This is a genomic window from Desulforhopalus vacuolatus, from assembly GCF_016918505.1.
GTDB lineage: Bacteria > Desulfobacterota > Desulfobulbia > Desulfobulbales > Desulfocapsaceae > Desulforhopalus > Desulforhopalus vacuolatus.
This window is the reverse complement of record NZ_JAFFPZ010000005.1, coordinates 123,987-142,328: the sequence shown is the minus strand read 5'-3', so window position 1 is coordinate 142,328 and position 18,342 is coordinate 123,987. Positions and strand designations below refer to the sequence as shown.

Here is an 18,342-nt window from a genome sequence, read left to right as displayed (position 1 = left end):
ATGACAAACAATGAAGAAGCAAAATTAAAAAAACGCGGCATCATGATGCTGCTTGTCTTTCTCGTCATTCTTGGCGTACTTTTCAGCCCGATATTTCCAGGCAAACTGCACGGGCTGGACTACATCGACAACCTCTTCAACACGATTTCCAAGGGCTCTTCAGACTTCATTTCCCTTCAGATTGAAGAGAACAAGGCCTTCACCGAGTCCACTCTTGATCAGGAAATCAACATGCACACCGACGGACAGGCAGAACAGTTCGCCCATCAGCTCACTGCCAGTGGTCTTACAGCTTTCGCTTCCGGCACTACAGTAACACTGACCGGCAGCATGGCAGAAATGGTAGCTTCGAGTCTCGCCGACAGCCGGACGATGTTTGACAACAACGGCTCCGTGGTAGAAGAGAAATATGGTTTCTCCGGGCGTGAGGCACTGTATAACTGGTGGACAGGCTACGCAAAAATGGTCAACAACCTCAACAGTAAAAAGAAATTCAAAGAGGCCAAATTTCTTGGCAATCTCAAGAAAAGAGCACTGGAACCTGCGTATAACTACTACGGCATAGAAGCACGCTCGTGGAAAGCAAACATCATGATGATCAGCCTTGCTCTCGCCTTCTATGTCTTCTATACCGTCTGGTACGGATTTGGCATATTGTATCTTTTTGAAGGAATAGGCTTAAAGATCGGCGACCATTGAAGGGTTCCTTGAAACAGCTTGTATTTCGTTCATATTCAAGGTTTTCTGAAAATAAACAGGGGAGGGACGCTGAGCGTTCCCCCCTGTTTTTTCCGCAACACAGATTTCTCTGTGAAGAGAAAAAGGATACATAATGGCATTTTTCCCCTTAAACCTGAAAGAATTCTTCTTCTGTGAGAAGCCGGAACCTCTCAGCGGGGAAGAGTTACAGACCATTTTTCAGAATCGCTATCAGCTCTTCCGCCGTCTGCTCACCGCCAATAACAATGCGTTGCAGGCCATGGCCGAGCTGGAACGGATGTATTACGGCAGCTCCAGTTACCGTATGGCCGAGATAAACTCCAAAATCACCGCTATCCAGATAAACGTCTACAAGATGGTAAACAGCCTGCTGGAAATGGCTGAGGGGAAATATACCAGACTGGAGACGATCCTTGATCAGATCAGTCACAACCTTGAACTCATCCTCAATCAAAAGCCGGAGCGGCAACAGGGTCCCTTTATCATGCCACTCTCCGAGATCAGTTTTGAGGATCGGGAGCTGGTCGGGGAGAAGATGGCCCGGCTCGGCGAGGTGGGACGACTCGGACTGCCCATCCCGACAGGATTTGTTTTCACGGCGTCGGCCACCCGAAAGTTTCTGCACGCCGAACTGATCGACGAAATCAACCGGCAGCTGCAGATCATTGATCCCGAAAATCTTGAGGGTCTCTACGCGGGTTGTCACACCATGCAGGAACTGGTGCGCGATACCACCGTTCCGTCCTCCCTGATGGAGGAAATTTACGCTTCTTTTGATCGTTTTTTCAAGAAAGATCAGAAGATTGCAACCCGCTCAAGCGCCCTTGGAGAAGACAGTGCCGGGGTCTCCTTTGCCGGACTTTATGCAACGGTCCTTGACGTGGACCGCGAAGGACTGGCGGCGGGAATTCGGGAGGTGATTGCCTCCAAATACTGTCCCCGTGCCATTGCCTACCGGCGACGACGAGGCTACCGTCATGTGGATATTGAGATGTGTGTCGGCTGCGTCGCCATGGTAAATGCAGCGGTCAGCGGGGTTTTATACACCCGTAACCCCAATGCGACACAAGAAGAAAAAGGAGAAGAGATGCGCTGCAACGCCGTGGAGGGAATCGGCAGGGGCGTGGTGGAAGGCACCCGTGATGCCGATCTCTATATTCTACGGCATGAGCCTTTTTCCGTGATGGAGCGTCGACTCACAGGAGAACACCCGCTGCTCGGGGAGGCGCAGCTGGAGGAACTGGCGGCGGCTGGAAGAAAGCTGGAAAAACACTTTGCCACGCCGCAGGATGTGGAATGGAGTTTTGACCACGACGGTCACCTCTTCATCCTGCAGAGTCGGCCGCTGCAGATGCAGGAACACCATGAGGTTGTGGAAACGGGCAACAACCATCCCGTGGCCCCACTCTATCAAGGCGGTATAACCGCTTCCGACGGTGCCTGTTGCGGCAGAATTGTACGGGTAGACAAACCGGAGCAGGCGAAGGCCTTCCCGGCAGACGCCATCCTCTATGTGGAGTATCCTCTGCCTGAATGGGCACCACTGCTCAATCGCGCGGCGGGGATCTTCTCCTCTGGAGGGAATGAGGCCGGGCATCTTGCCACAGTCGCACGAGAGTTCGGGATTCCGGCGCTGTTCGGTTGCGGAGACGTATGCCAGAAGGTTGAAAAAATGCGTGCCACGGTGGAAGAATTCACCCTTGATTCCACTGCCCGCTGCATCTATCCGGGCAGAGACGAGATTGCACTGAGACGTCAGCATGTGATACCCTCTCCGATGACCAGTTCCCCCGTGCAGCTGATTCTTTCCAGGGCACTGCAGCTCATCACCCCCCTTAACCTCAACGATCCGGATTCAATTCGTTTCAAATCGACCTTCTGCGAGACCCTGCACGACATCACCCGTTTCTGCCACGAGAAGTCGGTTATGGTAATGTTCAACTTCGGCGGCAATTACCACTTTCCGCAGGCCGCAGCGAAACGTCTCACCGCCGATGTCCCGCTGGAGTGGTGGGTGATTAACCTTGCCGACGGCTTGCGGGAGGGATTGGACAAGAAGACAAAAACGGTTTCCATTGAAGATGTGGTCAGTGTGCCCATGCTGGCCATCTGGCGCGGGATTGCCGCCTTTCCATGGGCAGGACCGCCGCCGGTGAGCATGCGCGGGTTAGGTTCTATCATCTTCCAGTCCACCATGCGCCCGGAACTCTCTCCGGACGTGGCGGCAGCGAAGCTGAACTCCCGTAATTTTTTTCTCATTTCAAAATATTTCTGTAATCTTGGCGTGCGTCTCGGGTATCATTATGCCATGATTGAGGCGTGGCTGAGTGAACTGCGTACCGAGAGCTATCTCACCTTCCGCTTCAAGGGCGGCGCGGCGGATATGCACCGCAAATCGGTACGGGCGCGGCTGCTCGCGGACATCCTTGAACGCTGGGATTTCAGCGTTGAACTGCGCGGAGATGCACTGCTGGCAAGGATCAAGAAAATGCCCATAGATTTTCTGGAAGAGCGCCTGATGATTCTCGGTTACCTTAGTCTGCATGCCCGCCAGCTCGACATGGTAATGGATCGGGCGGAGACGGTTGAAAAGTATCGGCAGAAATTTCTGCGTGAAATTGATGAAATGCTGGCCAGAGAAAAAAATAAACCCGGGAACAAATAATGAAAAAGATTCTCCTCGTCGATGATGAACAGGATTTCCGTGAAATCAGTGGAAAATTTCTTGCCCATCGCGGGTTCGACACCCTGCAGGCAGACAGTTGCGCCACCGCTCTTGATCTGCTCGCACAAGAAGCGGATAACGTTGACGTTATTATCATGGACGTCTCCATGCCGGGCAAGGACGGCATCGCCTGTATGGCAGAGGTGAAGGCGACCTGGCCACAGCTTGAGGTGATCATCCTCACCGGTCACGCCTCTTTGAGCGTGAGCATCACAGGTATGAAAAAGGGTGCCTTTGACTACTGCATGAAACCGGTAGACTTTGATGAAATGCTGGAGAAGATTGCGCTGGCACGGGAAAAAGCGGCTCGGGGAGAATAAATTTTAAAAATCTTTATTCTCAAGGGTTTTTGCCAAAGGAACCACGAATGGACACGAATTATACCATTTACATTTTGTATTAGCGGATTCAAAGGCAGGGAGAAAGGAGACGGGAGACAGGGAAAAGCAAAAGACGGAACAGCGAAAAACTTTTTGCCAACGAATAAAAGCTCGAAACATGCGAATAAAGGCAAAAAAAATTTAAAAATTAAACAGAGAATTGCTGTTGTTCTATTTTTACTCTTTGCGTTCTTCGCGGTGAATTTTTTTGTCTTTTTAGAGCTTCTTTAAGAAGTTACATTTTTATAAAAAATACCCTTTTTCGCTGTTCCGTCTTTTCCCTGTCTCCAGTCTTTCCGCTTTCCTTCGTGTTCCTTCGCGTTCTTCGCGGTAAAAAAATGTTTTACCGTCTTTGTAAAAATCAAAAAAGGCTGAAGAGCATTTTTCCCGCCATTCCCAGAAGAATAACTCCAAGGAAAATTTTGATCGTTGCAGATCTGAGATGCCCGTGCATAACCTTTGTGCCCAGCATACCACCAAAATATGCGGCGCCAGAGGCACAGATCAGCACCTGCCACTGCACCGTTCCCATCAGAGCATAGGCTGTAAAGGCAATAAGTGAAGAAAAGGGAACCACAAAAGCCGTAATAGTCGCAACCTTTTTGGGATTGAAACCGAGGAAAATCAGCATTGGCGAAATCATCATTCCGCCTCCCACCCCCAGCAGACCTGAAAGAAATCCGGCCCCGGCCCCAACCAGAGCAGGTGCAACCACGGGCCGGTCTTCACGGTAGTTCTCCTCTCCGCCCTTCCGTCGATAGAGCAGCAGCATCAAACCTGAAAAGATGAGGAAAGCAACAAAGACCCACAGCACCACATTCCGGGAAACAAGTACGGAACACCACGCTCCCAGCGGAGCAAGGATCATGGAAGTGATAATGATCGGCAGGCCAAGGCGAAAATCGAGCAGCCCGTTCTTTATGTTGGAGTAACTCGCCGCGCCCATGGAAATGGTATTGATCATCAAGCCGGTGGGTTTGGCCGCATTGAGTGGCACTCCAAGCCAGTGCAGCACCGGGATAAGTGCCAGGGCAGACCCCACTCCGCCGAGGGCAAAGACAAAACTGAAAACGAAGGCCAGGCCCGTGGTGATAATTAACATCCAATCCATTTCATTCTCCGTGAATTCAAGGGATACATGCATACCCCCATTACTTTTCTGACATTCATCCCAGTGAATTTCTCAAATACTTCCGGGTTCCCCGTCACTTCTGGTTGGAAAACTGGGAGAAGCATGAAGGCTTTTCACGACAGAATTTTTGCCAGTGGACCAGGCTTGAGAACTGAAGCAATCTGCTCTGTGGAGGCGGTCAGGCACTTGACTTCTTCAAAACCATTAGCCAGAAGAAAGGTGTATACCACCGCACCACGGAAAATTGACGAACACAAAGGAACAATACATTTATCTTTTGGCAGCTCACCTTTACGGGCAGGCAGTTCATGCACAGGGATATTGGTCGCAAAGGGAAGGTTCAGATATTGGCATTCCTGCTCTGTGCGGACATCCAGAAAAAAGAAATGGTCGTTACCCAGTACTTTACGCATTGCATCGGCACTCATTGAATGTTCGCCAGCACCAAGGAAATCAAAATCCATCTCTGCCAATACTTCGTCTAAACTGTCCATAATCGTCTCCAATATTTAGTAATATATTTTAAAAGTGGCCAGGGGTAATACCAGGCCTGTCAGTAAGAACTTTTATAGAATTTTCAGTAACTTTTCAAAAACCCGTGAAAAAACGAAACACGCGAAAGCTTCTCATATAGAAAATGCCATTTTTCGCATGTTTCGTGTATTTAGCTGGTCAAAAAAATCTTTTGTCATTCGACTCTTCAGCACACAACGAATGTCATCAGGTTGTGTTGCCCTGCTTTTTCCTGCCTCCCGTCTCCCGTCTCCCTCCTCCTTTTACAGCAACTCAGACTGTGTCACAATTTGTGCCAGGATAACGGCATCAACACATTCCATAAATCTAAGAACACAGGGAATTTTCAATCGATAGTAAACCTGTTTTCCCCGCTTTTCACTCTCTACTATTCCCGCTTCTTTCAATACGGTAAGATGCTTTGAGATAGTAGAGAAATCGACATCAACAGCATCGACAAACTCACAGACACAGTGTTCTCCGTCAGAAAGTTGCCGGGCTATCCACAGTCTCGTGGGATGAGCAAGAGCCTTGAGGACTTTTGCCCTGGCTTCGTATTGCCTTTTCTCTTTCGGCGTCACAGCATACCTCCATTTCTTTTTTGGCAAAATAACCAAATGTTTTTCTGAAGTCAAGCCCCGACTGAAGGTCCCGGCCCGGAGCCACACACCGGAACCTTCAGCAGGACTCCTGTATTAACCTGTTAACTCAACAGGTTAATACAAAATTCCTGCATTTATTCCTCAACAGAAGGGTTGAGATCAGACATGCGGTTTTTACATGCTTCCAGTATATTCTTTAACATTTCACTGTAGGACATATCCTGCAATTGAGCCATCTTTGCCAGATGCCCGTCCCAGCACCAGCCGGGATTAGGATTCACTTCCAGAAGTCTTGGAGTCCCCTGTTCGTCCAGCCTCCAGTCAAAGCGGGCGTAATCATGACATCCCAGGCGATCAAACAACTTGAGACAACTCGCCCCAAGGAATCTCTCAACATCTTCTGACAGGTTTGCGGGAACAGATGTAATGTTCCAGTACGGAGAGCTGGGATCCCACTTTGCCTCATACCCGCATATTTTGGGTAATTCCGCTGGCAGCGCGGAATAATCTTCTTCAATAATGGGCAGTATCGTATATGAACCGGACGGGTTCCCAATAATACCAACACTTATATCCTTTCCGGTTAAGAACTCTTCCAGCAAAACCGGGATATTGTAGCCAAACTTTGCTCTGATTTCAATAATTGCACTTTCCAGCGCCTGGAGATCGTAACAAACATTTGTTTGTGTAATACCAAAACTGGAATCCCCACAGTTGGGTTTTACGATGACAGGAAAAGACAAGGTAAATTCCATAAACTGGACATCTTCCGGATTGAGCATATAGGCTTCAGGAACTGGAATATCCATTTCCCTGGCAATGCCCCGTACCAGTGATTTATCGTAACAATAGGCAAGACACTGGGGTGAACCACCTGAATAGTGGTATTCCATAAGTTCAAGGAGAGCGGCAACGTGCAACTCTTTTGTCGCGTCATTTTGAAACCCTTCATCGCAAAGATTAAAGACGAAACGGCATTTATTTTTCAGCCTTTCCAGATCCTTCATCAGGGTATCGTGCTGATTCAGATAAATAAATTCATATTCAGTCAGACCTGCCAGTGCCTCTTTGAGCAGATCAATTATATGATAATCATCCTCATCAAAACTTGCGTCGGGTTTAACCACATCCGTTTTCCCGGGATCCCCCAGTAAAACAAGAACGATATCTTTTTCTACGGAATGCACCCTGACAGGTGACCACTCCTTTTCAGCCACGGCAGTTACAATTATCCGCTCTGCCATCATGCCTAAATCTTGATTCCGTTTCGATTCAGACGATATTTTTGAATAGGTGCAAAAATCTTTAAATTCAGCCTGAATCAACAGGTCCTTAAGATCATTATTTGAGTAAAGACGCTCCGCATAAAATTGATCAGCAATAACACCTTTGGTTACATGGGTAATCACCTCTCTGGAGATCAGACGCTGGCCATCTTCAGAAAGAGACCTTTCCCGACAGACAAAATAGTTTTTGTCTATCCACTCCCAGCTGCGAGGTTCGAAATTCTCCCGCATGTTGTTGCCATCAGTGATATCTATCAACAACTTTCCACCAGGCTTCAAAACTCTTCTGACTTCCTCGAGTATTCTTGTATCATCTTTACTGGAATCAAAATAACCGAAGCTGTTACCGGCAATGAAAACGATATTAAATTCATCGGTTTGAAACGGCAGCTTCCGTGCATCACCTTCCTTGAAAATGACATTTGGGACATTTGAGCCCTTTGTTTTATTTATTTTCCTCGCACGATTTATCAGGTAATGGGATCTGTCCAGCCCCACGACATTATTATAGCCTCTTGTCGCAAGCTCCAGAGCGTGTCGTCCCTGTCCACAACACAGATCAAGGATTTTATCATTTGGGGAAGCATTGACCGCCTCAAGGAACGTATCGACTTCTTTAGTACTTATATCTTGATCTTCTACAACATCTCCGTCCGTGCGCAAATAATTTGCATTAAAAAGATGCCGCCACCAGTCAGCTTTTACATAGCTTTCCAGATTATCTACAGGCCCAAAAACTTCTATGATTTTCTTGTTTCCACTTTTAGACATCTACTTCCCCTCTTCCCTCAGATTTTTTTCACACAAAAAACGAAGGCAAAATACGAGTTAAACACAGCGCATTGTGGCAGGAATACAGGAAAAAATGATCACCATAATCCTGCAAACTATCGCCATTTTTCCAGTGCCCTTCTACGTCTTCCCCCGTCAAGTTGATCAATCAGATCCAACCCCAGAATCCTTCACATCTTTGACACGGCACAACGTCTCCTGCACTTTCTTTGCAAGGCCCTTGCACGTGTAACAGATGCAGAATTTAATTCTGCATCTGTTACCACTTTTCGTTACAAAAACCAACACAATAGCAAAGGGAAATTCATTGAATTATGACAGCTTATTATTCAGACAATAAAACTAATACATTTTCTGATCTTCAAGCTTTACCTGAGGGGAATAAATGTACACGAGTGTGGGAAAAGGACAAAGATACCGTTTATGGTCATCTCTGGACAAAAAGAAGGGATTTGTAGAGACAAGGCATGCCTTGTCTCACGGGGGTGGATAAGCTCAATACCGGAATCGACTACAGCGATTTTCTTGTGCAGTTTCTTCACATGACTGTGCATGGTTCTCGTTCTCAAACCACACAAACACCGCAGATATTAATGTTTTCTCGTAATATCTGCGGTGTTTTTTCCTCTCCGTTGTATATTCGAGGGTTGCCGCCGTTTGATTGCCCTCTTTTTATTGCGAAGGATTGCCAATAGAGTGTATTCGTCGCGGAGTTCCTTCCTTAAAAACACAAGAGCGGAGGTGAATCATGATATATTATGCCCACTCCACAGACAATCCCGACAAAAGTGACTGGCAATTACTCCAGGATCACCTTACCAATACGGCACACAACAGCGAACTTTTTGCCTCGCACTTCAATTCGGCTTCATGGGGAAAACTCCTCGGTTTGCTTCATGATGCAGGAAAAGCGACACTCGCGTTCCAACAAAGACTGGAAGGGAAGAACATAAGGGTAGATCACAGCTCTTTTGGTGCTCAAAAAGCCCAAGAACAAAACAATCGGTTTGGCTGGCTCCTGGCGTATGTCATAGCCGGGCACCACGGAGGGATGCCAAATGGGGGATTCCAACCAGGACAACTTCATTATCAACTCACACACACACCACCCGGGAAGGAAACTGAGCTGTTGCCTGAAGTAGAAGAAAAAATCGCCCTGCTCTTTCCTTTTCTTCCAAATTCTCCCGAAGAGATAGAAAGAGAGTGGGTTATGTTCAGCATTTCTTTTTTTACAAGAATGCTCTATTCCTGCCTCGTTGATGCAGATTTCCTTGATACCGAAGCTTTTTACAGCCCGGATCGGGCAATGTTACGCAAGACCTTTAATCAAAAAACTGACTTTGCAGCGCTGAAAACATCACTGCTGCAGTCTATCGACGAAAAAAAGACCAGCGCAACTCCGAGCACAGTAAATACCTGCCGACAGGAAGTATTGGCAGCCTGCCTGAAAGAATCCTCCGGCGCTCAAGGATTCTACAGCCTCACAGTTCCCACAGGCGGCGGAAAAACCCTCTCATCTCTTGCCTTTGCACTTTCTCACGCTCACAGTCACCAGCTCAACAGGGTCATATACACTATCCCCTTTACGTCGATCATCGAACAAAATGCAGAGGTCTTCCGTAAAGCCGTTGGCCCGGAGAATGTGCTTGAACACCACTCCAGTTATCAGGTGAAAGATAATGAAAACATCCTGGATAAATGGAGAAGTGCCACTGCTGAAAACTGGGACGCACCGATTGTTGTTACCACCAATGTTCAGTTCTTTAGGTCATTGTTCGCGCATAAACCCTCCAAATGTCGGAAATTGCACAACATCGTAAAAAGCGTCATCGTTATTGATGAAGCACAGGCAATCCCCACAGAATATCTGGAGCCATGCCTTGCAGCACTGAAAGAACTGGTACAGCGTTACCACTGCACCGTGGTCCTTTGTACTGCCACCCAGCCTGCCCTTGACGAAACCACCGGTGTGAAAATGAAAGTTACACTGCCGCAGCCGAAAGAGATTATCCCGAATCCGCAAATACTGTTCGATGTTCTGAAGCGGACCAGAATTGAATTTACAGGCACGTTGAATAATGAAGAACTGGCTGCCCGGATGATGAAGCATCGGCAGGTCCTCACCATTACAGCAACAAAAAAGCAGGCACAGGAGGTCTTTGCTCTTCTTGGAGAAAATGAAGGGAATTTTCATCTTTCAACCAACCTCTACCCCGCACACAGACAGAGGGTTCTCAAAAAGATACGAGAACGCGTGAAGGCAGGGCAACCATGCAAAATTGTTTCTACTAATCTGGTAGAAGCAGGAGTCGATATAGATTTACCTGTAGTGTATCGGGCGATGGCTGGTCTGGATTCGATTGCTCAGGCCGCAGGCCGCTGTAACAGAGAAGGAACTCTTGAATATGGGATGGTCTATGTTTATGAGCCAGAAGAGATGCCCTCCATGCCGTGGCTCGAACGAAGGATGATCCGCGCAGGTGAAGCATTACGTAAATTCCCGGATCAGGACTGCCTCCTGCCGGAACCTATGCGCTGTTACTTCGAACTTCTCTATGACGTAGACAATCTTGACAGCAAAGAGATTCTCAGTCGCCTGAATCCGCCCCCCGATTCTGATTTTATTTTTCCCTTTAAGGATATAGCCGAAGATTTTCGTCTGATTGAAGAAGATGGCTGCAACCTGATTATTCCTTCTCTTGCTGAAGATGAAGAAACTGTTGCAAAGCTTCTTCAAGAGCTGAGATACACCGAATTTCCACACACTGCGCGCCGCAAACTGCAACGGTATACCGTTGCAGTCCGTAGCAGAACCTTTGAGCAAATGAATATAAATGGTGCTGTTGAGATAATTCGAGAACAGTACCCCGTACTGTGCAATCACAGATTGTACTCTGAAAAATTGGGCCTCTACCTGGAAAATACAGAATTGTGGGACCCGCTGGCATTGATTACATAAACACTGCATTTTAAAAAACGTCTCTCTTTTGCAGTCAGACGAACATCTTTTTTTGCTGCATTCCCCATACCCACTGGAGGACACCATGCCCCATGGAATCAAAATCAGGGTGAAAGGCGATTATGCCCTTTTCTCCCGACCTGAAATGAAAGTAGAGCGAGTCTCCTACGATGTAATGACACCCTCTGCTGCCAGAGGAATTTTAGAAGCAATCCACTGGAAACCGGCCATAAGATATTACATTGACCAGATTCACGTCTTGAACCCCATAAAGTTTGACAATATCCGCCGGAATGAAGTGAAATCGAAGATTCCCTCCTTTAGACCTGAGACGGTAATGAGTGCTCAGAAGCAACTTTACTTCCTCGTTGATGACGGAGACAATCGGCAACAGAGAGCAACAACGCTCCTTCGCAACGTTGACTACATTATCGAAGCCCACTTTGAACTCACTGACAAAGCGGGGCCAGGCGACAACCCGGGAAAACATCTCGACATCTTTAATCGCAGACTCAAAAAAGGGCAGACATTCCAGCAGCCATATCTGGGCTGCAGGGAATTTCCAGCCCGGGTTGAACCTGTGGAAGAGGATATCCCAAAATCGTACTACAGAGGCGAAACCAGAGAGTTGGGTTATATGCTCCTCGACATCGATTTTGCCAACAACATGACTCCACTTTTTTTTAAAGCTGTTATGGAAAATGGAATCATCTCCCCTCCGCACCCGGATTCCGAGGAGGTGCATGCATGATTTTACAGACTTTAAACAGTTACTACCTGAGAAAGGCCGCTGAATCAGACAGCACAATACCAATGCCGGGAACAAGCGTGGAAAAGATTTCCTATGCCCTGATTTTGTCTGAACAGGGCGAACTCATTGATATTGAGCCCCTTCTTGTACCATCAGGCAAGAAACTGGTCCCTTTACTCCTCACTGTTCCAGCGGCAGTAAAGCGCTCCAGGGGAATCAGTTCCAATTTTCTGTGGGATACCACAACCTACGTGCTGGGAGTGGATGATAACGACAACCAGGAACGTACTGCCTCATGTCATCAGGCCTTTATAGACCTGATTGAAGAATTCTGTGATCTGAACGATCCCGAACTCAACGCCATCCATCTCTTCCTGAAAAAAGACTGGCAGTTTTTGAAAGAACGCGCAGACTGGGAAGAAATCTGTGGCACCAATATGGTCTTCAGGATGAGCGGGGTTCCCGGTTTTATCCACCAGCGTCCTGCGGCGTTGAACGCATGGGCCCTCTGTCGAACCAGGGATACAGATGAAACTCTGGGGCAATGTCTTATCAACGGCAAGGCGCACCAGCCTCTTGCCAGATTACACTCTTCAATCAAAGGTGTAAGAGGGGCACAGTCTTCAGGTGCCTCACTGGTCGCTTTTAATCAAAAATCTTTTGAATCATATGGGAAGACACAGTCGTACAACGCCCCGGTAAGCCAGCAGGTGGTATTCTGTTACACCACTGCACTCAATTTCCTGCTCCGAAAAGAAAGTAGACAAAAAATTATCATCGGCGACACCACTGTCGTTTTCTGGGCTGCAAAACAAACTCCGGCAGAAGACTTCTTTGCTGATATTCTTGCGCCTCCGGTGAAGTCTAAAAAAACAGGCACAGATCAAACCGAGGATGACCAGAAGACATCCTTATTGCTGCATGATTTATTTGAGGCTGTTCGTGACGGGAAAGCACCTGAAAATATTATGCCACAACTCGACTCTGCAGTTGAGTTCTATATCCTCGGTCTTTCTCCAAATGCAGCCCGGCTCTCCATTCGATTCTGGGAAGTAAACACTCTTGGATCATTGTTTGAAAAAATTGGGCTGCATTTTAGACAGATGCAGATTGTCCGCCAGTTTGACAACGACATGGAGTTTCCACCTCTCTGGCTCCTGTTAGCCAAAATCGCAGTACTCGGGAAAGGAGAAAACGTCTCACCTGTTCTTGCTGGAGGGATGACCAAAGCGCTGCTCGGAGGGGAAAAGGTCCGCTACCCGCACACATTGCTGACTGCAGTATTGGGCAGAATCAGAGCTGAGCAGAAAGTTGACTATTATCGGGCTGCACTCTTAAAAGCCTATCTTATTCGCAACATACAAATGGAGGTATCCATGTCCCTTGATCCCAAAAGAACAGAGACAGCGTATCTGCTCGGCAGGCTCTTTGCCGTGCTGGAAAAAGCTCAAAATGACGCCATTCCAGGCAGCAACTCTACAATAAAAGACCGTTATTTTGCTGCGGCTCCAGCTACTCCAGCACGGATTTTTCCTTTACTACTGAAAAACTCTGCCAATCACCTCGCGAAACTGCGCAAGGACCCGGAAAAAAAAGGCTGGGGTGTCAACCTGGAAAAACAGATCCAGCAGATTATCAATAATATCAACGAGTTCCCCGCCACTCTCTCCCCTGAGAAGCAGGGACTTTTTATGATCGGTTATTATCATCAGATGCAAGATTTCTATACTAAAAAGGAGATTTGACTATGACTGCCATAACCAGCCGCTACGAATTTACCCTGCTCTTCGACGTTCAAAACGGCAATCCCAACGGTGATCCCGATGCCGGGAATACTCCGAGAATCGACCCGGAAACCGGCAATGGTCTTGTCACCGATGTCTGCCTGAAACGGAAAATCCGAAATCATGTAGCTCTTGCCAGAGAAGGAGCAGAACGGTTTAGAATTTATGTACAGGAAAAAGCTGTCCTCAACCTGCAACATACCCTGGCCTACCAGGCTCTTGATTTGAAACCGGAGAAGAAAAAGCTCCCTAAAAAGATTGAAGATGCACACAAGGTAACAGCATGGATGTGTAACAATTTCTTTGATGTTCGAGCTTTCGGCGCGGTTATGACCACAGAGGTAAACTGCGGACAGGTGCGCGGTCCGGTTCAACTTGCCTTTGCTCAAAGTGTTGAACCGATTTTTGCTCAGGAAATCAGTATTACCCGCATGGCTGTAACCAATGAAAAAGACCTGGAAAAAGAACGTACCATGGGACGTAAATACATCGTCCCCTACGGTCTCTACGTCGCTCATGGTTTTATTTCTGCCCCTCTGGCCGAAAAGACAGGTTTTTCTGAAGAAGATCTGTCACTGCTCTGGGACGCATTAATCAACATGTTTGAACACGACCGCTCGGCAGCCCGCGGACTGATGAGCAGCCAGAAGCTCTTTGTTTTCAAACACGAAAATCGGATGGGCAACGCCCCCGCCCATAAACTTTTTGACCTTATACAGATTAAGCGCACTGAAGAGAGCGCAAACCATCCGGCCCGCTCATTTAAAGACTATGAGGTTACTGTCGGCACCATGCCCGAAGGGGTGACACTCGAAGAAAAGCTCTAACCCATGTACTCAGAAGATGATCTCGTAATGATTTCTGCCCTTCAACATTACCTTTTCTGCCCGAGACAATGTGCGCTAATACATATTGAACAGCAGTGGACGGAGAATATTTACACCGCTGAAGGACAGGCAATGCACGAGCGGGTACATTCTGTCGGCAAGGAATCGCGGCGACAGATCAAAGTAGAATTTGATCTGCCACTGCGTTCCCTGCAACTTGGCCTTGTCGGACGAGGTGACATTGTCGAATTTCACCTGCAGGATGATGGAAGCTGGCAGCCCTTTCCCGTAGAGTACAAGCGAGGACGCCCCAAAAAGGATAATTGTGACAAGGTGCAGCTTTGTGCGCAGGGAATATCTCTCGAAGAAATGCTCGCTGTAGAAGTTCCTTCAGGCGCGCTGTACTACGGTAAAAAAAAGCGGAGGGTTGAAATTCCCTTTACTCCAGAGCTGCGACAGGAGACTAAAGAAACCGCAAACAAAGTACACCAGTTGCTCAGCTCCGGAATCACTCCACCGCCAAGTTATGATGATCGCTGTGAAAATTGTTCCCTTTTTGCTGAGTGCCTGCCAGAAACCGTTCGAAAAAAGGGCAAAGTCGCCCGTTATATGCAAACCATCCTTCGCCTATGAAAAAGCACCTTAACACCCTCTTTGTTACCACTCAGGGAGCCTATCTCGCCAAAGATGGCGAAACGGTCGCCGTGCGCATCGACGGTGAAACAAAACTCCGTGTTCCTGTTCATACACTGGAAAGTGTGGTCTGTTTTGGCAATGTCGGCTGCAGCCCTTTTCTCCTCGGGTTCTGTGGTGAACGAAACGTGACAATCTCCTTTCTCACAGAATACGGCCGTTTTTTGGCAAGGGTCGTCGGCCCCGTCTCTGGGAATGTCCTGCTTCGCCGGGAGCAATACCGTAAAGCTGATGATGAAACCTTCTCAGCAGAAATCAGTTGTGCGTTTATCACCGGGAAAATTGTGAACTGCCGAAGTGTCCTCCGCCGCGCCATCCGAGATCATAAAGAAAAACTTGACGCCGACGCACTGGAAAGTGCCAGCAACCACCTCACGGCATCGCTCAACGCCCTCCAGGGGAATTTGAATTTAGAGCAGGTGCGAGGTGTCGAAGGGGATGCTGCTCATGTTTATTTTGAGGTCTTCGACCATCTCCTCACCCACAAGAAGACCGATTTCTTTTTCCATCAACGCAGCAGACGGCCACCACTGGACAGAATGAACTGCCTGCTCTCTTTCCTCTACACCCTGCTGATGCACGACATCCGTTCCGCCCTCGAATGCACCGGACTGGACCCCGCAGTTGGTTTTCTTCATCGTGATCGCCCGGGGAGGCCGGGCCTGGCCCTTGATATGATGGAGGAGTTCCGCCCTCTTGCTGACCGTCTGGCGTTGTCAATGGTCAACCTCGGACAGCTGCAGGGAAAAGACTTCACCCTCAGTGAAACGAACGCAGTACGCATGAAAGATACTCCCCGCAAAAATCTCCTTGTCGCATGGCAAACCCGCAAACAAGACGTAATAGAACATCCTTTCTTGAAGAAAAAAATGCCGGTGGGACTGCTTTTTCATACCCAGGCACTCCTCTTGGCCCGTTTTTTCAGAGGTGATCTGGACGGATACCCACCCATGATATGGAGATAAATCATGATGGTTCTGGTAAGTTATGACGTAAAGACGAGTGATCCCGGAGGAGCGAGGCGACTGAGACGGGTGGCAAGGGTCTGCACCAATCACGGACAAAGAGTTCAATTTTCTGTTTTCGAATGTCTTGTGGACCCCGCACAATGGGTATCTCTACGAAAAAAGCTGATTGCAGAAATAAATGAATCTACTGACAGTCTGCGCTTCTATTTTCTGGGAGCAAATTGGAGAAAGCGGGTAGAACACATCGGAGCAAAAGAGGGTATTGACCAGGAAGGAGCATTAATTATTTAAGACTTAGAAGAGTTGCGCGAATCTTTCACATACAGAAAAACCCGGGAGGTTCGCAGGCATTGTTTTTAAACACTTTTTTAGATTTTTATTGAACTTTGGCAAAAGCGTGATTCTCAATTTTCCGGGAATCGCAAAATCGGAGAAATTAACTCAATCTTTTCGCAATGTTACAGATTGACAGTCGCTCCCCATGCGGGAGCGTGGATTGAAACAATCAAAACTTTTGCTGCATCCCTCACCCCATCGTCGCTCCCCATGCGGGAGCGTGGATTGAAACTTTCCTGTATCCGACATACCAACACAGGTCGTCAGTCGCTCCCCATGCGGGAGCGTGGATTGAAACACAAAAGAGGCCACAGCATCACTTCGAAGATACTGGTCGCTCCCCATGCGGGAGCGTGGATTGAAACTGTAAATTCTTCATCGTATATTGGACAAAAACTGGTCGCTCCCCATGCGGGAGCGTGGATTGAAACACGGCCGGTGGGAAGGCATCAAGTATTTTCACCGAGGGTCGCTCCCCATGCGGGAGCGTGGATTGAAACACGGGTAGCTTGTTGGTGACATAATACTCTCGTTGTCGCTCCCCATGCGGGAGCGTGGATTGAAACATCGACCGCATTGACTCAGGACAAAAGACCTCTTCAGTCGCTCCCCATGCGGGAGCGTGGATTGAAACACGTTGTCCTCCGTTTATTTTGATATAAAAACAACGTCGCTCCCCATGCGGGAGCGTGGATTGAAACGCTTGTGGTAACCGAGCCCGCTTTTTTTATCGCAGTCGCTCCCCATGCGGGAGCGTGGATTGAAACAACAATGACGTAGCCCTCTGGTGTCTCAATATAATGGTCGCTCCCCATGCGGGAGCGTGGATTGAAACCCAGAATATCAGGTCGATCACAAGAATGGAATAAGTCGCTCCCCATGCGGGAGCGTGGATTGAAACAGGTCCTAATCAGAGCAGTCTGGTACAGCTCAACGTCGCTCCCCATGCGGGAGCGTGGATTGAAACCAATAAATTTTCCGCCTGTTGCAGTGGAAATTTGTCGCTCCCCATGCGGGAGCGTGGATTGAAACTCTTGCTGGCTTGCATGATAAGATCTGCATCGGTATCGAGCGTCGCTCCCCATGCGGGAGCGTGGATTGAAACTCTTGCCATTTATAACTGTCACCCATAACCCGCTGTCGCTCCCCATGCGGGAGCGTGGATTGAAACGCAAGCACATCAATACACTGCTGAAAGAGGGTAGTCGCTCCCCATGCGGGAGCGTGGATTGAAACCTTAATCTAGCGTTGGATCCGATAAAGGCGTCAATGTCGCTCCCCATGCGGGAGCGTGGATTGAAACGAGAACGATCCCATTTCCCCCAACAATGTATAATGCGTCGCTCCCCATGCGGGAGCGTGGATTGAAACAACGACACGCCGCGAAATTTTCTTCTATTCAATGTCGCTCCCCATGCGGGAGCGTGGATTGAAACCCAAGACCGTGTCTGCATCTCCCCGAGTACAAAGACCGTCGCTCCCCATGCGGGAGCGTGGATTGAAACCCCATCTCCGACATCATATCGAGAAGATCTTCAAAGTCGCTCCCCATGCGGGAGCGTGGATTGAAACTCGGATATCCTTCAAAATACTTCCGGAGCTCCGTCGTCGCTCCCCATGCGGGAGCGTGGATTGAAACCCTGTTGGTTCGGATGCTGCTGCAATGACTTATCCGTCGCTCCCCATGCGGGAGCGTGGATTGAAACACCACAAGTTTCGCGGTTGCAGCAGCAGCATAAAGTCGCTCCCCATGCGGGAGCGTGGATTGAAACCCCCAAACGACCTCATGCGTGGCTACCGAAAAACATGGTCGCTCCCCATGCGGGAGCGTGGATTGAAACAGGTTGCTCACGAGTTTTGCGGTTTGATCCCGA

14 protein-coding genes and 1 CRISPR repeat array (1 of these 15 cut by a window edge) are annotated in these 18,342 nt (G+C 48.4%); of the genes, 10 read left to right on the top strand and 4 right to left on the bottom strand.

The genetic code is table 11. The features are described from left to right. The 3 genes from JWG39_RS05130 to JWG39_RS05120 all read left to right on the top strand — a co-directional run bounded on the left by JWG39_RS05130 (position 1) and on the right by JWG39_RS05120 (position 3,765). Positions 1-699 (top strand): hypothetical protein, encoded by a 699-nt coding sequence (locus tag JWG39_RS05130; protein WP_205218305.1) that lies wholly within the window; start codon positions 1-3, stop codon positions 697-699. Between the two features lie 133 nt (positions 700-832). After that, on the top strand, positions 833-3,385 hold the full coding sequence (locus JWG39_RS05125) for a PEP/pyruvate-binding domain-containing protein (RefSeq protein ID WP_205218304.1): 2,553 nt from the start codon (positions 833-835) through the stop codon (positions 3,383-3,385). Continuing rightward, entirely contained in the window at positions 3,385-3,765 is a 381-nt protein-coding gene (locus JWG39_RS05120) for a response regulator (RefSeq protein WP_205218303.1), read from the top strand. The genes JWG39_RS05125 and JWG39_RS05120 overlap by 1 nt, the downstream gene beginning before the upstream one ends. Positions 3,766-4,186: 421 nt before the next feature. Here the strand turns inward: JWG39_RS05120 and JWG39_RS05115 are convergent, their stop codons facing one another. The 4 genes from JWG39_RS05115 to JWG39_RS05100 all read right to left on the bottom strand — a co-directional run bounded on the left by JWG39_RS05115 (position 4,187) and on the right by JWG39_RS05100 (position 8,129). Then, positions 4,187-4,936 (bottom strand): sulfite exporter TauE/SafE family protein, encoded by a 750-nt coding sequence (locus JWG39_RS05115; protein WP_205218302.1) that lies wholly within the window; start codon positions 4,934-4,936, stop codon positions 4,187-4,189. Positions 4,937-5,070: 134 nt separating this feature from the next. Beyond that, the gene (locus JWG39_RS05110) at positions 5,071-5,451 is read right to left on the bottom strand and encodes a rhodanese-like domain-containing protein (protein WP_205218301.1); all 381 of its coding nucleotides are present in this window, start codon (positions 5,449-5,451) and stop codon (positions 5,071-5,073) included. Positions 5,452-5,733: 282 nt separating this feature from the next. Beyond that, positions 5,734-6,051 carry a metalloregulator ArsR/SmtB family transcription factor gene (locus JWG39_RS05105; protein WP_205218300.1) on the bottom strand — a complete coding sequence of 106 codons (318 nt, stop codon included), beginning with the start codon at positions 6,049-6,051 and terminating at the stop codon, positions 5,734-5,736. A 155-nt stretch (positions 6,052-6,206) separates the two neighbouring features. Beyond that, positions 6,207-8,129 carry a methyltransferase domain-containing protein gene (locus JWG39_RS05100; RefSeq protein ID WP_205218299.1) on the bottom strand — a complete coding sequence of 641 codons (1,923 nt, stop codon included), beginning with the start codon at positions 8,127-8,129 and terminating at the stop codon, positions 6,207-6,209. Between the two features lie 769 nt (positions 8,130-8,898). Here JWG39_RS05100 and cas3 point away from each other — a divergent pair. The 7 genes from cas3 to cas2 all read left to right on the top strand — a co-directional run bounded on the left by cas3 (position 8,899) and on the right by cas2 (position 16,423). Further along, a complete protein-coding gene (gene cas3, locus JWG39_RS05095) occupies positions 8,899-11,109 on the top strand; it encodes a CRISPR-associated helicase Cas3' (protein ID WP_205218298.1) in 2,211 nt (736 codons plus the stop codon). An 85-nt stretch (positions 11,110-11,194) separates the two neighbouring features. Beyond that, positions 11,195-11,860, top strand: coding sequence for a type I-C CRISPR-associated protein Cas5c (gene cas5c / locus JWG39_RS05090; protein WP_205218297.1), 666 nt, complete (start codon positions 11,195-11,197; stop codon positions 11,858-11,860). Next, the gene (cas8c, locus tag JWG39_RS05085) at positions 11,857-13,605 is read left to right on the top strand and encodes a type I-C CRISPR-associated protein Cas8c/Csd1 (protein WP_205218296.1); all 1,749 of its coding nucleotides are present in this window, start codon (positions 11,857-11,859) and stop codon (positions 13,603-13,605) included. Before cas5c ends, cas8c begins: the two co-directional genes overlap by 4 nt. 2 nt (positions 13,606-13,607) lie before the next feature. Further along, the gene (gene cas7c, locus JWG39_RS05080) at positions 13,608-14,471 is read left to right on the top strand and encodes a type I-C CRISPR-associated protein Cas7/Csd2 (protein ID WP_205218295.1); all 864 of its coding nucleotides are present in this window, start codon (positions 13,608-13,610) and stop codon (positions 14,469-14,471) included. Between the two features lie 3 nt (positions 14,472-14,474). After that, on the top strand, positions 14,475-15,104 hold the full coding sequence (cas4, locus tag JWG39_RS05075) for a CRISPR-associated protein Cas4 (RefSeq protein WP_205218294.1): 630 nt from the start codon (positions 14,475-14,477) through the stop codon (positions 15,102-15,104). Then, on the top strand, positions 15,101-16,129 hold the full coding sequence (cas1c, locus tag JWG39_RS05070; RefSeq protein ID WP_205218293.1) for a type I-C CRISPR-associated endonuclease Cas1c: 1,029 nt from the start codon (positions 15,101-15,103) through the stop codon (positions 16,127-16,129). The genes cas4 and cas1c overlap by 4 nt, the downstream gene beginning before the upstream one ends. 3 nt (positions 16,130-16,132) lie before the next feature. Continuing rightward, a complete protein-coding gene (gene cas2 / locus JWG39_RS05065) occupies positions 16,133-16,423 on the top strand; it encodes a CRISPR-associated endonuclease Cas2 (protein ID WP_205218292.1) in 291 nt (96 codons plus the stop codon). 180 nt (positions 16,424-16,603) lie between these two features. Further along, positions 16,604-18,342: direct repeats of the CRISPR family, unit length 32 nt; unit sequence GTCGCTCCCCATGCGGGAGCGTGGATTGAAAC; it runs 1,368 nt beyond the window's last position.

What these genes read in the sequence shown, in the direction of transcription:
- JWG39_RS05110 (WP_205218301.1), bottom strand. Translation starts at nt 5,451, where the DNA reads ATGGACAGTTTAGACGAAGTATTGGCAGAGATGGATTTTGATTTCCTT.
- JWG39_RS05125 (WP_205218304.1), top strand. Translation starts at nt 833, where the DNA reads ATGGCATTTTTCCCCTTAAACCTGAAAGAATTCTTCTTCTGTGAGAAG.
- cas1c (WP_205218293.1), top strand. Translation starts at nt 15,101, where the DNA reads ATGAAAAAGCACCTTAACACCCTCTTTGTTACCACTCAGGGAGCCTAT.
- JWG39_RS05115 (WP_205218302.1), bottom strand. Translation starts at nt 4,936, where the DNA reads ATGGATTGGATGTTAATTATCACCACGGGCCTGGCCTTCGTTTTCAGT.
- JWG39_RS05100 (WP_205218299.1), bottom strand. Translation starts at nt 8,129, where the DNA reads ATGTCTAAAAGTGGAAACAAGAAAATCATAGAAGTTTTTGGGCCTGTA.
- cas3 (WP_205218298.1), top strand. Translation starts at nt 8,899, where the DNA reads ATGATATATTATGCCCACTCCACAGACAATCCCGACAAAAGTGACTGG.
- JWG39_RS05130 (WP_205218305.1), top strand. Translation starts at nt 1, where the DNA reads ATGACAAACAATGAAGAAGCAAAATTAAAAAAACGCGGCATCATGATG.
- cas8c (WP_205218296.1), top strand. Translation starts at nt 11,857, where the DNA reads ATGATTTTACAGACTTTAAACAGTTACTACCTGAGAAAGGCCGCTGAA.
- cas5c (WP_205218297.1), top strand. Translation starts at nt 11,195, where the DNA reads ATGCCCCATGGAATCAAAATCAGGGTGAAAGGCGATTATGCCCTTTTC.
- JWG39_RS05120 (WP_205218303.1), top strand. Translation starts at nt 3,385, where the DNA reads ATGAAAAAGATTCTCCTCGTCGATGATGAACAGGATTTCCGTGAAATC.
- cas4 (WP_205218294.1), top strand. Translation starts at nt 14,475, where the DNA reads ATGTACTCAGAAGATGATCTCGTAATGATTTCTGCCCTTCAACATTAC.
- cas2 (WP_205218292.1), top strand. Translation starts at nt 16,133, where the DNA reads ATGATGGTTCTGGTAAGTTATGACGTAAAGACGAGTGATCCCGGAGGA.
- cas7c (WP_205218295.1), top strand. Translation starts at nt 13,608, where the DNA reads ATGACTGCCATAACCAGCCGCTACGAATTTACCCTGCTCTTCGACGTT.